This window comes from Franzmannia qiaohouensis (assembly GCF_031451695.1).
Lineage (GTDB): Bacteria > Pseudomonadota > Gammaproteobacteria > Pseudomonadales > Halomonadaceae > Franzmannia > Franzmannia qiaohouensis.
Map to the genome: position 1 here is coordinate 1 of NZ_JARWAM010000033.1, position 13,920 is coordinate 13,920.

Genomic DNA, 13,920 nt, shown 5'->3' on the forward strand with positions numbered 1-13,920 from the left:
TGGTTACCGGACACCGGCACAGGTGTTTTTGGGTGAATACTCAGGAGCCCTCAACACCGCAGGTGCTGCGCTTATTACTTGAATTCAGGAAACAAAGGTATGGGTTGATGAAAAAATTATTATTGCCAGCCACGCTCTCTCTGGTTGCACTGACAGCCGCAATTCCTCTGTCGGCAAGCGCAGAGTACTCCGTAACTGATGAAGTTCGCGTTCTTCAAGGTTTCCAGGCGGGCGGCGGCAGCGATGCGCTGGCCCAACTTGCTCAGCCGTTTCTGCGAGATATCCTTGGTGTGAACTTCGTCAATGAATATATCCCCGGTGCAGCAGGCGCCATCGCCTGGACTCGCCTGGGTAACCAGTCGCCGAAAGATGGCTCTGTCATTAGTATTACCAATACGCCGATGTTGATGACAAACTACATCATCAATGAATCCATCAATTACAACATTGATCAACTGACGCCTATCGCCAATGTGGTAACCGACCCTGGCGTTATCGTGGTTCACCCCGATAGCCCGTATCAAACGATTGAGGACTTGCTGCAAGCTGCCGAAGAGAATCCCGGCCGGATTACCATTGGCAACTCGGGTGTCGGCGGCGATGACTATTTTTCTACGATCATGGTCGAGAATGCCACGGGGTTGAAGTTTGAAAAGGTCCCGTTTGCCGGTGATGGCCCATCGGCCACGGCTGCAATGGGCGGACAGATCGACGCCAGCTTCAACAATGTGGGCATCGTCTATGGCCATATCACCGCCGATAGCCTGCGGCCGCTGGCGGTGTTCTCGGAAGAGCGCCTGCCCATGCTGCCCGATACCCCGACGCTGAGAGAGATCGGCTACGACGTGGTAAATGGCTCATCGCGCGGTTATAGCGCACCGGCGGGCATTCCTGACCAGGCACGCGACGAGCTGATCGCAGCCTTCGAGGAACTGGCCACCAACGAAGAGTTCCTGGCGCTGGCTGAAGAGCGTGCTTTCTATATCGATATCATCACCGGCGATGATTATATGGATATGATGAAGCGCATGGAGGAAACGTTCATCGAGATATGGGCAAACGTTGAAGACGATGCCTGATAGTTGATTTCTTAAGTTGGAGGTTAGGATATGAATGTGAGTCGCCTGTCGCTGGGTGCCTTCGGTGTGTTTTTGGCGATATTTTTCTTTGTCAATAATAGCGGTTATCCAACGAGGGCGGCTCAGATTCCACTTATATTCTCGACAGTAGTGGGTTTGCTTTCAGTGGCGTTGATCGTGCAGGAAGTGATCGTGTCAAGGATGAGACTTGGGCTTGCAACATCGGCGGGGCCTGCGGCCGATACTGAAAAGCCGCGCAACGTACGGGGTATCGCCAAGGCCTTCATTATCTATGGCTTAGCACTGTTATATGTCTACGGTATTGGCGTGGTGGGGTACTTCATTGCGACAGCACTGTTCATGGCGTCGGCGTTATTCGTCGTTAGAGGCGTAAGTATCAGATATGCGGGCATTGGTGTCGCTGCCTTGTTGTCAGTTATCGGCCTGGTGTTCTTCAACTTCCTTGGCCTGAATATGCCAGCGCTGCCTTCTTTCTAGCGCCACTACAGATAATGGAGTGAATCATGGATTCGAGCATGTTGCTCGCTGGGATTTTGAATGTTCTGACATGGTGGAACCTGCTGCTGATCATCGGCGGGACCCTGTTAGGGATGTTCGTGGGTGCCATGCCTGGGCTGTCGGCCACCATGGCGTTGGCGCTATTGCTCCCGATCACCTTCAGCATGGACCCAGGGGCTGGGCTGAGCATGTTGGCCTCGCTCTACGTCGGGGCTTCCTATGGCGGGTCGATCGCGGCGATCCTTCTGAATACGCCGGGTACACCGGCAGCGGCGGCGACGGTGCTGGATGGCTATCCGCTTTCGCAGCAGGGCAAGGCCGGCAAGGCGCTGGGGATCTCGCTGTTTGCGTCGTTCTGCGGCGGTTTGATGAGCGGTATTGCGCTGCTGGTTGCCGCGCCCCTGCTGGGGATCTTGGTGTTGAAGTTCGGTCCCATCGAGCTGTTTGCCGTTGCCGTACTGGGTATCACCATCATCGGCTCCCTTTCCCAGGGCTCGGTAGTGTCGGGGCTGCTATCCGGTGGTATCGGTTTGCTGGTCAGCACCGTGGGCATGGACCTGATTACCGGTACCCCGCGCATGACCTTCGGGCACATGAACCTGTTCTCCGGGATCAGCTTTACCGTCGCCTTGATCGGCCTGTTCTCGATTCCCCAGGCACTGTTGTTGATTGAGAAAAGTGGCTTTAGCGCCAAGCGGGTGGCCAACAGGATTACCGACCGCCTCCTGCCAAAGCTCAAGGATATCAAGATCTTGATGCCCAATATCTGCCGCTCGGGTGTGATCGGGATCATCACTGGGCTGATTCCGGGCACCGGCGGCGATACCGCCAGTTGGTTTGCTTATAACGAAGCCAAGCGCTTCGCCAAGGATAAGAGTCGCTTCGGTAAGGGCGATGTTGCCGGCCTGGCGGCACCTGAGGCGGCTAACAACTCGGTGGTGGGGGGCTCGTTGATCCCCACGATTGCCCTGGGCATCCCCGGGAGCTCATCAACGGCCATTCTTCTGGGTGCCTTGATGGTGCATGGGATCCTGCCTGGCCCCAACCTGCTTACCGAACACGGTGAAGTTACCTACACCCTGATTTGGGCCGTGATCGTGGCCAACTTTGCACTGCTGGCCGTCGGCCTGATGTTCACGCGGCTCTGCGTCAGTGTGACCAAGGTGCCGGATGGGTTCGTGGCATGCGCCATCATCGTGCTGTGCGTAGTGGGGTCTTTTGCCATCAACAATAGCTTCTTTGATGTCGGCCTGATGTTTGCCTTCGGTCTGTTCGGTTACTGGATGATCAAGGCGGGCATGTCGCCGGCACCGATGGTGGTGGGGCTGATCCTGGGGCCTGTGATGGAAACCAGCTTCCAGCAGTCGATGCTGATTGGCGGTGGCACCTTCATGGTCTTCGTCAAGAGCCCGATCGCGTTTTGCCTGCTACTGCTGGCAGCGTTTTCGGTCCTCCAGTCCACGCCGCTGTTGGGTGCGGTGGCATCCAAGTTCAAGAAACCCGCCTGATCACCATCATTTACGAACGAGGAGAGACATCCGATGGCTACGATTGTTGACGTTAAGGCACGCACGGTTAGTGTGCCGCTGGACAACCCCACCAGCTTTTCGAATCGCCAGGTGCTCAAGCGTGACTATGCCGTGGTCGAGGTGGTCGGCGACGACGGCCACAAGGGCATCGGTTTCTGCTACGGCGGCAGCAATGCCGGGCGACTGGTCACTCACGCTGTGCGTGAGCTGCTCAAGCCGGTGCTGATGGGGCAGGACACTCACCGCGTGGAAGGGCTGTGGCGCGAGATGTACCAGGAGGCGTTGCTGCATGGGCGCGCCGGTTCGGTGATGCGCGCGATCAGCATCATCGATACGGCGCTCTGGGACCGCAATGCCCGTGCAGCCAACCTGCCGCTCTACAAGATGCTGGGGGCCAACGAGACCGAGAGCGTTGCTGCCTATGCCAGCGGCGGCTATTACCTGGAGGGCAAGACCCCTGCGCACCTGGCCGATGAAATGCGTGCTCACGTGGCAAACGGCTTCAAGGCGGTGAAGCTCAAGGTGGGGCGTGACAGCCTTGCCGAGGAGGAGGCGCGTCTTGCTGCCGTTAGAGACGCGGTGGGGCCGGACGTGCTGGTCATGATGGATGCCAATAATGCCTGGCGCGATTTGCCCTCGGCCCTTGCCTTCATGCGCATGGCTGAGCCCTACGATCCCTACTGGATCGAGGAGCCATTCAGCCCCGACGATATCGATAACCACCGCCGCTTGGCTGAGCGCACGCCGGTGCCGGTGGCTACCGGGGAGATCGAGGCGGGCCGCTGGCGCTTCAAGGAGCTGCTGGACAAGGAGGCGGCCATGATCCTCCAGACCGATGCGGCGGTATGCGGCGGGATTACCGAGTTTCGCCGTATTGCGGCCACGGCGGCTAGCTATGGCGTCGAGGTCTTCCCGCACTGGTTCCACGATCTGCATGTGCATCTGGTCGCATCGACGCCGAATGCGCCCATGGTCGAGTATTTCGCCGACGACCAGGTGCTCAACTTCCGCCGCCTGATCGATACCCAGCTCCGCTGTGACAATGGCCGCCTCATGCTGCCCACCTCGCCGGGCCTGGGCTTCGATTTCGATGCCGATGCGTTGGCACGCTTCGCTGTTGATGATTGGCAGTGACCCACTTCAGCAGGAGAGACGTATGAATCGATTGCATCGCGCTGGGCAAGTCTGGTCCCCGGTGATTACGCCATTCGGCCCTGACCTCGAGCCGGATGCCGACCGCTTTGCCAAGCACTGCAGGTGGTTGCTCGGCAACGACGTTGGCCTGGCGATCTTTGGCACCAACTCTGAGGCCACCTCATTGAGCGTGTCGGAAAAGCGCGGCCTGCTCGACGCTCTGGTAGCGGCCGGTATACCCGCTGCGCGGATGATGCCTGGCACCGGCCACTGCGCGATTGGCGACAGCGTCGAATTGACGCGCAGTGCGGTCGAGCATGGCTGTGCGGGTGTGCTGATGTTGCCGGCGTTTTACTACAAGGGGGTCTCGGACGAGGGGCTGTTTCGCTATTTTTCCGAGGTTATCGAGCGTGTGGGATCCGCGGCGCTCAGGGTCTATCTCTACCATATCCCGCCGGTCTCCCAGGTACCGTTGAGCCTGGCGCTGGTTGAGCGACTGCTGAAGGCTTATCCCGACACCATTGCGGGTATCAAGGATAGCTCCGGCGACTGGTCCAATACCCAGGCGTTGATCGAGGCCTTTGGCGAGGAGATCGATATCTATGCCGGCAGCGAGCATTTCCTGCTGCAGAACCTGAGGGCCGGCGGGGCAGGCTGCATCAGTGCCACTGCCAATGTGAACCCTGGCCCGATTGCCGCGCTGGCCAGGGATTGGCAGAGCGCCGATGCCGAGCAGCAGCAGCAAGCCCTTTCCGCGCTGCGGGGGGTATTCGAGCAATTTCCCATGATTCCAGCGCTCAAGTCGGCGACTGCGCTGTATGGCGATGATGACGCCTGGCATCAACTGCGGCCGCCGCTGGTCGAGTTGGATGCCGAGCAGCGCAAGGCACTGTCCAGTGCCCTGGACATGGCGGGATTCGACATGCCAGGCCGCACAGCCTGAACGGATTACCACCCGAACCATCCCGCTCGCCCTTGGGTCCGCCATTGGGTGAGCGCCAGCGTGAGAACCATGACACATGACAGCGCAAGTTCAGCACACCGGCAAGCACGTTTCCGGTCTTACCATCCGCCTGCATCCGAGTGACAACGTGGTGGTGGCTCGCCAGGAGGTCGCCCTGGGCATGGCGTTAGCCGAGGAGAAGGTTACCAGCCGTGCCCAAATCCCCGCTGGATATAAACTGGCGACGCGTGAGATCCAGCAGGGCGAAGCGATCCTGAAGTACAACGTGCCGATAGGCTTTGCCTCGCGTGACATTTCGGCCGGGGATATGGTGCATAGCCATAATGTGGCGTTCGAGGAGTTCGATCGCGACTATCGTCATGCCGAGGGGTATGTCCCCGTCACTGCGGTACCCGCGAATGAAGTAGCCACCTTCCAGGGCATCGTGCGCGCCAATGGCCAGGTCGCTACGCGCAACTATGTTGCCATTCTGTCCACCGTGAACTGCTCGGCCACCGTGGCGCGCAAGGTCGCCGACTGGTTCACGGAGGAGCGCTTGGCAGACTTCCCTAACGTTGATGGGGTGGTCGCCTTTCCTCACTCCCTGGGATGCGGGATGGAGATGACCGGCGAGCCGATGGCCCTGCTGCGTCGGACCATTGCCGGCTATGCCAGGCATGCCAATTTTGCCGCCGTGCTGATCGTTGGACTGGGCTGCGAGCGCAATCAGATCAATGGGCTGTTGGAGGACGAGGGGCTCGATGCCGGAGGGCGCCTGCAGACGTTTACCATGCAGGCGATGGGGGGCACGACCAAGACCATCCAGGCTTGCGTGGAGGCTGTCCAGGCATTGTTACCCGAGGCCAATCGCGTCGAGCGCCAGCCGGTCTCTGCCGCCCACTTGACCGTTGGGCTTCAGTGCGGCGGTTCTGACGGCTTCTCGTCGATCACCGCCAATCCGGCGCTGGGCCGTGCGGTGGACATTCTGGCACGCCATGGCGGGACCGCCATTCTCTCCGAAACCCCGGAAATCTACGGTGTGGAACATACCCTCACGCGCCGCGCGGCGAGCCGTGAGGTGGGCGAAAAGCTCGTCGAGCGTGTGCGCTGGTGGAAAGAGGAGTATTCGGTGGGCCGCGATGTGCAGATCAACGGCAAGGTGAGCCCCGGCAACCAGGTCGGCGGCCTGGCGAATATCTTCGAGAAGTCGCTGGGCTCCTCCATGAAGGGGGGCACTGGCCCGTTGATGGCGGTATACCGCTATGCCGAGCCGGTGACCGCCAAGGGGCTGGTCTTCATGGATACACCGGGCTACGACCCGGTGTCGATTACCGGCCAGATTGCTGGGGGCGCCAACCTGGTGGCCTTCACGACCGGGCGCGGCTCGATGTTCGGCGCCAAGCCGTCGCCCACCATCAAGCTGGCGACCAACACCTCGATGTACGAGCGGTTGGCCGACGATATGGATATCAACTGCGGCGAGATCATCGACGGCACCTGCGATATGGAGGCTATGGGCCAGCGCATCTTCGAGCTGATGCTGGCCACGGCATCGGGACAGCGCTCCAAAAGCGAGCTTCTGGGCCTTGGCGATAATGAATTCGTGCCTTGGCATATCGGCATCATGAGCTAACGCCGCACGACACGCGACAGGAGATGACAATGAAGAAACGGATCGTGGCGGTGCGACGGCTGCATGCTGAGCATTTGAAGCAGTTAGAGGGCAAGTTTCACGTCGATTACTTTCCGCATCTCGACGACGATAATCTCGACGAGTACCACGCGGCCGTGGCTCGTGCGCATGGCTTGATAGGGGGCAAGCTCTCCGTCACGCCGGCGCTCCTGGATGCGGCTCCCCATCTGGAGGTGGTGGCGACGATCTCGGTGGGTTACGACAACTTTCCCGTTGATGACATGAGCCGCCGCGGCATTGTGCTTTGCAACACGCCCGATGTCTTGACCGAGACGACGGCCGATACCGGCTTTGCGCTGATCATGGCTACCGCGCGTCGCGTGCCGGAGTTGGATCGCTTCGTGCGTGAGGGGCAGTGGCAAGCGCATGTCGATGAGGCCCAGTTCGGGCGCGATGTCCACGGCAAAACGCTTGGCATGGTGGGTATGGGGCGTATTGGGGCTGCCGTGGCAAGGCGTGGCGCGCTGGGCTTCGGGATGCCGGTAATCTACAGCAACGCTTCGCCCAAGCCTGTTCTCGACGCTGAGCTAGGCGCCCGTTGCTGCTCGTTCGAGGAATTGCTGGCCTGCGCCGATATTGTCTGCGTGACGGTGCCGCTAACGGATTCGACGCGGCATCTGATCGGTGCCGATGCCTTTCGCCAGATGAAGCGCTCGGCGATCTTCGTCAATATCGCTCGGGGGCCGGTAGTCGATGAAGCGGCCATGATCACGGCGCTCCAGGAGGGCGAGATTGCCGGTGCGGGGCTGGATGTCTTCGAGCAGGAGCCGCTGCCTGCTACGTCTCCCTTGCTGGCGTTGCCGCAGGTGGTGCTGCTGCCGCATATCGGCTCGGCGACCCATGAGACACGTGCGGCGATGGCGCAGCTTGCCGTGGACAATATCGTGCTTGCTCTGCAGGGCCAGGCGCCTCCTAATGGCGTCAATTTCGAGGCGTTAGCCATGACACCTGCCCGGGAACAACCGTGAAGCGTCTTGCCAAGATCCGTAACCTCCATGACTTCGAGCGAGCCGCACAGCGGTACTTGCCGCGGCCGCTATTTGGCTATGTCGCGAATGCGGCGGAGGAGGGTGGAAGCTTCAAGGCCAATCGTCGCGCCTTCGAAGACTTGAGTTTCATACCTCGCGGCCTAGTTGACGTATCTCGAGTGTCAAGCGAGACCGAGCTCTTTGGTCGCCACTACGCCGCTCCTTTTGGCATTGCGCCGATGGGTCTCAGCGCCCTGTCGGCCTACCGCGGCGATATCGTGCAGGCGCGCGCCGCCGCTGCGGCCAAGCTACCCATGATTCTCAGCGGCACTTCGCTGATTCCCATGGAGGAGGTGGCGGAACACGGGGCTAGCGATTGGTTTCAGGCCTACCTGCCAGGGGATATGCCGGCAATAGAAGCGCTGATCGCGCGGGTCAGACGTAGCGGCTTCAAGCATCTGGTGATCACGATCGACTACCCGGTACCGCCGAATAGCGATAACAACCGGCGCTGTGGTTTCTCCTCACCGCTTCGACCCAGCCTGCGGTTGGCCTGGGACGGCCTGATACGCCCTCGCTGGCTGTTCGGTACCTTCATGCGCACGCTGCTACGCCATGGGATGCCGCATTTCGAAAACAACTATGCCTCTCGCGGTATCCCGGTGATCGCGAAAGACGTCAATCGTGACTTTTCGGGGCGTAGCCATCTCGACTGGGAGGTGCTTAAGCGGGTGCGCGAGCTATGGCCCGACTACCTGATCGTCAAGGGGATCCTGCACCCCGAGGATGCCCGCAAGGCGCAGCGGCTGGGCGTGGATGGCATCATCGTATCCAATCATGGCGGCCGCCAACTCGATAGTACTGTCGCAACGCTGCGCGCGCTGCCGGCAGTAGTAGAGGCCGTTGGCAATCTTCCGGTGATGGTCGACAGCGGTTTCCGGCGTGGCACGGACGTGCTCAAGGCGTTGGCGCTGGGCGCCTCATTCGTGTTCATCGGCCGTCCCATCAACTACGCGGCAGCCTATGCCGGGGAGAGCGGCGTGGCGCATGCCCTCGAGCTGCTCAAGCAGGAAGTGTCCCGTGACATGGCTCTGCTGGGGGTCACGCGAGTAGCAGAGCTTGGCAGGGGACACCTGGTCGCCAACGGTGGATGACCTTCTCAGGATATAGCGCCGAGTATCGCGTATCGCGAATGAATTCGCTCCCACATGGGGGCGGCGCCAAAGCCAATGTAGGAGCGATTTCAATCGCGATGGGGTTGGTTGCTATTGGTCAACCAAGCTCCCATCAAGGTGGCGGCGCATGCGAACTTCTTTGCTGATTGGTGGCCGGATCGATTCCGCATCTGAGCGTAGTCCTACGCCGATACCTGGTGACTCAGGGCATAATAAGAAGCCATCCTCGACCACCAAGTCGCCATCGATGATATTTTGTCCAAGGAGTTTTGGTGTGGTTTCCATTACATAAGCTTCATGTCCAGTAGGATATTCCTGAATCCAGACGCCGGGGCGGCTAAAGCCAATTGCCGAGCAGGCTGCAACACCGATAGGCGAAATAGGGTTATGCGGTGCTACCTGGACGTCATTTGCTTCTGCGATGGCAGCGATCTTGAGTGCTGCCGTAATACCTCCACAAATACCAACCGAGACTCTGGCAAATGAAAGGGCGCGACGCTCAATGGCCATCTTGAATTGGTAGATGTTGTGGTAGCGTTCACCCGTTGCAATTGGGATTGAAGTACGTTTAGCCACTTCTGCCATCGCGTCAATATTTTCGGGACGAATGGGATCTTCTAGCCACGCAGGTCGATATTCAGTAGCGGCCTCGGCAAAACTGATAGCTTCTGCTGGAGTCAGGCGGCGGTGGAGTTCCAGATTAAGGTCTACGTTGGGGCCCACTGCTTCACGAACAGAGCGTACGGTGTTGATGCCCATATCGATCAAGCCCGCATGAGTTGAGAAGAATGGTTTGTCCTCGGGTTCATCGAGAAATGGATTAAGATGTCCGATGGCGGTGAACCCTGCTGCGGCTTTTTCTGCAGCATGGTGTGTAACCTCTTCGACGGAGCGTGAGTAAACGTGAGCATAGACACGGAGCTTGTCACGCACTTTACCGCCGAGTAGTTCATAGACTGGTACATCGTATGACTTTGCCTTGAGATCCCATAACGCAATATCAATGGCTGATATCGCGCCACCAACCGCGGCGCCATTGAAGTGTGAGAAGCGATACATCATGTGCCAGTGTTGCTCTATGCGGCGTGGGTCTTTGCCAATCAAATAGTCACAGAATTTCTGAAGCGCCGCCTCTGAGGCTTCTAGATGTCCCCAGGCACCACTTTCACCATATCCCACATGTCCATTTGATGCTGTGATTTCAGCAAACAAGAATTGGCCTACGCGGCGTGGGCGAGCTTTTTCTACTTTCATTTGATATCCCCTATAGTGATTATAAGCCCAGTCCGTAGGGCAGTGCTGTTACGAGGCCAGGAAACATGACCAGAAGGCATATTACGCTTAAGGCGATGAGAACATACGGGAAACTTACCCGAAATAGTGTGCCCAGCGGGACGTATGCTACTTTGTTGAGTGCATAAAGTACCATTCCGACGGGAGGCGTTAGTAGACCAATCGTCAAACCCATTGCCATGACAATACCGAAGTGAATTAGGTCGATGCCCACTTGCTGTGCAACGGGTAGAAGTATTGGCGTAAGTATTATGATCGCCGGTGTCTGGGCCATGAAACAGCCTATAATGACCCATACTACGAGCAATAGGTAAAGTACAATCGTGGGATTGTGAGAAATTCCTAGTACTGTAGAAACTAGTGCTTGTGGTAACCCTAGTCGTAACGCAATGACGCCGAATGCAGAGGTCATGGCAATAATGAACATGAGTGTGGCAGTATCTAAAGCCGTACCCTTCAGCTGATCGATAAGTTCATTCCATGTCAATTCCCGATAGACAAATTTTGTGAGAGTGAATGCATACAAAACGGCGATTGCGGCAGCTTCGGTTGGAGTAAAAATACCTGCATATATACCTACTAGAATAATGCCTGGAGTAAGTATAGGTAAGAAAGCGTGGAGCCCGGTTCGCCTCAATTCTTTGATGCTTGGCATGTCGCCTCGGGGCAGGTTGTGTCGAATACTTTGGAGCGCTACCCATGCCATAAACGCCAAAGCGAGCATGATGCCTGGCACGATGGCCGCAAGAAACAGGGTGGCAACGGACTGCTCGGCTTGTACGGCGTATGCAATGAGTACAATGGACGGTGGTAATACCGGCCCAAGTAGCGATGTGGCCGCTGTCACCCCCGCACTGAAGGATTCGGGGTAGTGGTTGGCACGCATCGCTTTCATCTCAACCGCCCCCAATCCTGCGACATCCGCTGTTGCGGATCCTGACATTCCCGCAAATACAAAGCTGGCCATCACATTGGCATGTCCTAGTCCACCACGCAGCGGCCGCATTAAAGTAGCAATGAAAGCGAAGAGGCGCTCAGTCACGCCGCCGGTATTCATGAGACGACCGGCTAAAATGAAAAAGGGTATAGCAAGTAATAGAAAATTATCAATGCGATCAATAGATAGCCTACTGATCATCATCGGGATTCGCGTGCCAAAAGGATCGCCGAATACGAGCGTACCACCAATAATCGCGGCTAGACCTGCTGCAACCGCGACCATCACACCAATCATGATGAACGTCAATACAGCCAGAGTAAGTAGAATAGGTGTCATAACTCTTCTGGCTCCTTGGGATCGGGTAAGTATGTCTCTACCCTATTCCATGTAAGAATAATCACTAGTACGAGGGATGTCAGTGCCAGGAACTGTAAACCATATACTAGCGAAATAGACACTTTGGGCAGTGCAATCAGCATCATGTTAGTGGTGGCGTGCATCTGCAGGTAAGCCCCCCATGCAATGTAACCTATTACACTACAAGTTATTGCTTTGAGAAACATGACATATACCAACATAATACGATTTGGAAGCTGGCGTGCAAAAAAGTCAACAACGATATGTTCCCCTCGGAGATATGCTGGCACTGTGCCAGCATATACTGAACAAACTAATGAAAGTCGCGATACTTCCTCCGTCCAAGGCAGAGGTATGCCCAATATATAGCGTGTAATCACCTGAGCCAGGACCGTGACCACTGTTATTGACAGTAAGGTCACGGCAATGCCTAGCCAGGCAGCTGCTAAGAAGCTGCTGACCTTGTTCATAGGCTCAGTTCATACCGTTGAGTGTGTTGTCGACGTCTTCTAGAAGACCCGGCCGGCAGTTTTCATCTGCATAGGATTGCAGTATAGGACGAGCAATTTCACGGAATGCAGCAACGTCCGGCTCAATAAATACGGCACTTCCAGATGACTCAATGTCCTCACGAATACGTTGGTTGTCATTTTCTACTGCTTCATACAGCCATTCCATAGCATCATTCAATGTTTCTTGAATAACTTCTCGGTCATCGCCGAGGTTTTCATAAAAATCGCTATTGACTGCAACCAAGTTATAGGTCCAGACATGTTCAGTTAGATTGATATGGCTTTGTACTTCGTGAAACCGGAAGCTATGAATAGTTGCTAATGGGTTTTCCTGGGCATCAAAAACACCTTGGCGAAGTGCTCCGTAAAGTTCTGATAGAGGTAGCGGTGCTGGCTGGGCGCCAAACGCACCGAATACTTCTGCTCTTAGGTTATTAGTAACCCTGAAACGTAGGCCTTCCAAGTCCTCAGGCTTTTCAATCGCTTTGTTGGCGGTAACATGGCGGGCCCCTCTGCGGCCTATACCAATTAATTCTATACCATATTCCTCGCGGATTTTTTGCGATATCTCTTCTCCGATATCACCTCGCCATACTGCAAACCCATGATCCTCGCTTTCATAGATATACTCGGCTTCCAAGCACTGGTACTCTGGCGCAACATGCTGCAGCATGACCGGTGCGGAAAGATTTATGTCGATCTCGCCAGAGGAGAGTTGCTGTAGGTGCTCGCGGTCGCCACCAAGTGTCCCGCCAGGGATAATGTTGACAGAGATCCTGCCATCGGTCTTTTCCGTAAGAAGTTCTCCCCAGTGCTCCATCGACTGAGTACTGATGTCTCTAGCATTTAGAACAGTGCCTACAGTAATTGTCCTTGCTTCTGCTGCTGTAGCGAGTGTCGCAGTTGCTGCAATAATTGCTACGGCTGTGCCATTTAAGTAATGCTTACATGATGTCATTTTTATTTCCTGTTATGGTCATGAGTGGCTTAGCGTGTCGTGCTTTATTATCTATTTTCTCCTTGTTGATGGATTGCGTGCGTGTAACTTCTAGCGATCGTTAGGCTCTTTCTCAATAGTGCGGAGATTCAGGTGGGCTTCCATCATTGCTTTGGCGCCTTTAGAATTGCGCGCAGCAAGTTCATTATAAATGGCCCAGTGCTGCTGGCTCCGTTCTTCAGCGGGGCGTGGCATATAGCCGGTGCTTTCCCAAGCGGTTTGAAAATAACGGTGAGCTTCTTTTTGAACTGCACGCAGGTATGCGTTACCTGTTGCATCACCGAGCATTGATTCGAATGTCAAGTCAATGGAGCAAGCCAGACGAGTTAACATAGGTTCTCTATCGGAATCCTCTAAATAGTCACGAATTTTTATCAACGATTCCTCTGAGACGGAGAGTGCGGCTAGTTCAGCTACTGCACAGTCAATTATTTTTCGCGTTTGATGAGCCTGAGCGAGCATTTCCCGCCGCTCCTCTGAGCCAAGGTGAGATGCATCAAGCAATACAAGGCTCTGATCCTTTTTTACAAAGGTGCCAGAGCCTTGACGAACCTCAACGATATCCAAGGCGGCGAGAAGTTTTATTCCTTCTCTAACGGCGCCTCGGCCGACGTTCAATGTGGCGGAGAGTTCGCGTTCCGTGGCCAGCTTTTCGCCTGACTTCAATCTGCGCGAGGCAATCAAATTCTGGATCCTAGATTCATAGAATAACCGCAGCACTTTGGACCACCCGGTAGAAGCAGGAGGGCCAGCGCCGGTACCCTCCCTGCTTTACCGACCA

13 protein-coding genes are annotated in these 13,920 nt (G+C 56.4%); 8 read left to right on the plus strand and 5 right to left on the minus strand.

The features are described from left to right. Positions 1–107 precede the first annotated feature (107 nt). The 8 genes from QC821_RS21335 (at position 108) to QC821_RS21370 (ending at position 9,019) form a co-directional block, all read left to right on the plus strand. Positions 108–1,079, plus strand: coding sequence for a Bug family tripartite tricarboxylate transporter substrate binding protein (locus QC821_RS21335; protein ID WP_422720143.1), 972 nt, complete (start codon positions 108–110; stop codon positions 1,077–1,079). A gap of 30 nt (positions 1,080–1,109) precedes the next feature. After that, positions 1,110–1,577 carry a tripartite tricarboxylate transporter TctB family protein gene (locus QC821_RS21340; protein WP_309725494.1) on the plus strand — a complete coding sequence of 156 codons (468 nt, stop codon included), beginning with the start codon at positions 1,110–1,112 and terminating at the stop codon, positions 1,575–1,577. Positions 1,578–1,603: 26 nt separating this feature from the next. Next, complete coding sequence (locus tag QC821_RS21345) at positions 1,604–3,106, plus strand: tripartite tricarboxylate transporter permease (protein WP_309725496.1); 1,503 nt, start codon at positions 1,604–1,606, stop codon at positions 3,104–3,106. A 33-nt stretch (positions 3,107–3,139) separates the two neighbouring features. Next, on the plus strand, positions 3,140–4,261 hold the full coding sequence (locus QC821_RS21350) for a mandelate racemase/muconate lactonizing enzyme family protein (RefSeq protein ID WP_309725497.1): 1,122 nt from the start codon (positions 3,140–3,142) through the stop codon (positions 4,259–4,261). 22 nt (positions 4,262–4,283) lie between these two features. Next, a complete protein-coding gene (locus tag QC821_RS21355; protein WP_309725499.1) occupies positions 4,284–5,204 on the plus strand; it encodes a dihydrodipicolinate synthase family protein in 921 nt (306 codons plus the stop codon). Positions 5,205–5,280: 76 nt separating this feature from the next. Continuing rightward, positions 5,281–6,837 carry a UxaA family hydrolase gene (locus QC821_RS21360; protein WP_309725501.1) on the plus strand — a complete coding sequence of 519 codons (1,557 nt, stop codon included), beginning with the start codon at positions 5,281–5,283 and terminating at the stop codon, positions 6,835–6,837. A gap of 29 nt (positions 6,838–6,866) precedes the next feature. After that, the gene (locus tag QC821_RS21365) at positions 6,867–7,865 is read left to right on the plus strand and encodes a 2-hydroxyacid dehydrogenase (RefSeq protein WP_309725503.1); all 999 of its coding nucleotides are present in this window, start codon (positions 6,867–6,869) and stop codon (positions 7,863–7,865) included. Beyond that, positions 7,862–9,019, plus strand: coding sequence for an alpha-hydroxy acid oxidase (locus QC821_RS21370; RefSeq protein ID WP_309725505.1), 1,158 nt, complete (start codon positions 7,862–7,864; stop codon positions 9,017–9,019). The genes QC821_RS21365 and QC821_RS21370 overlap by 4 nt, the downstream gene beginning before the upstream one ends. A gap of 111 nt (positions 9,020–9,130) precedes the next feature. Here the strand turns inward: QC821_RS21370 and QC821_RS21375 are convergent, their stop codons facing one another. The 5 genes from QC821_RS21375 to QC821_RS21395 all read right to left on the minus strand — a co-directional run bounded on the left by QC821_RS21375 (position 9,131) and on the right by QC821_RS21395 (position 13,859). Next, the gene (locus tag QC821_RS21375) at positions 9,131–10,294 is read right to left on the minus strand and encodes a mandelate racemase/muconate lactonizing enzyme family protein (protein WP_309725507.1); all 1,164 of its coding nucleotides are present in this window, start codon (positions 10,292–10,294) and stop codon (positions 9,131–9,133) included. A gap of 19 nt (positions 10,295–10,313) precedes the next feature. Next, entirely contained in the window at positions 10,314–11,609 is a 1,296-nt protein-coding gene (locus tag QC821_RS21380; protein ID WP_309725508.1) for a TRAP transporter large permease, read from the minus strand. Further along, positions 11,606–12,100 carry a TRAP transporter small permease gene (locus tag QC821_RS21385; RefSeq protein ID WP_309725509.1) on the minus strand — a complete coding sequence of 165 codons (495 nt, stop codon included), beginning with the start codon at positions 12,098–12,100 and terminating at the stop codon, positions 11,606–11,608. The genes QC821_RS21380 and QC821_RS21385 overlap by 4 nt, the downstream gene beginning before the upstream one ends. A 4-nt stretch (positions 12,101–12,104) precedes the next feature. Continuing rightward, positions 12,105–13,100, minus strand: a complete 996-nt coding sequence (locus QC821_RS21390) for a TRAP transporter substrate-binding protein (protein ID WP_309725510.1) — start codon at positions 13,098–13,100, stop codon at positions 12,105–12,107. 90 nt (positions 13,101–13,190) lie between these two features. After that, positions 13,191–13,859 (minus strand): FadR/GntR family transcriptional regulator, encoded by a 669-nt coding sequence (locus QC821_RS21395; RefSeq protein ID WP_309725512.1) that lies wholly within the window; start codon positions 13,857–13,859, stop codon positions 13,191–13,193. Positions 13,860–13,920: the final 61 nt, after the last annotated feature.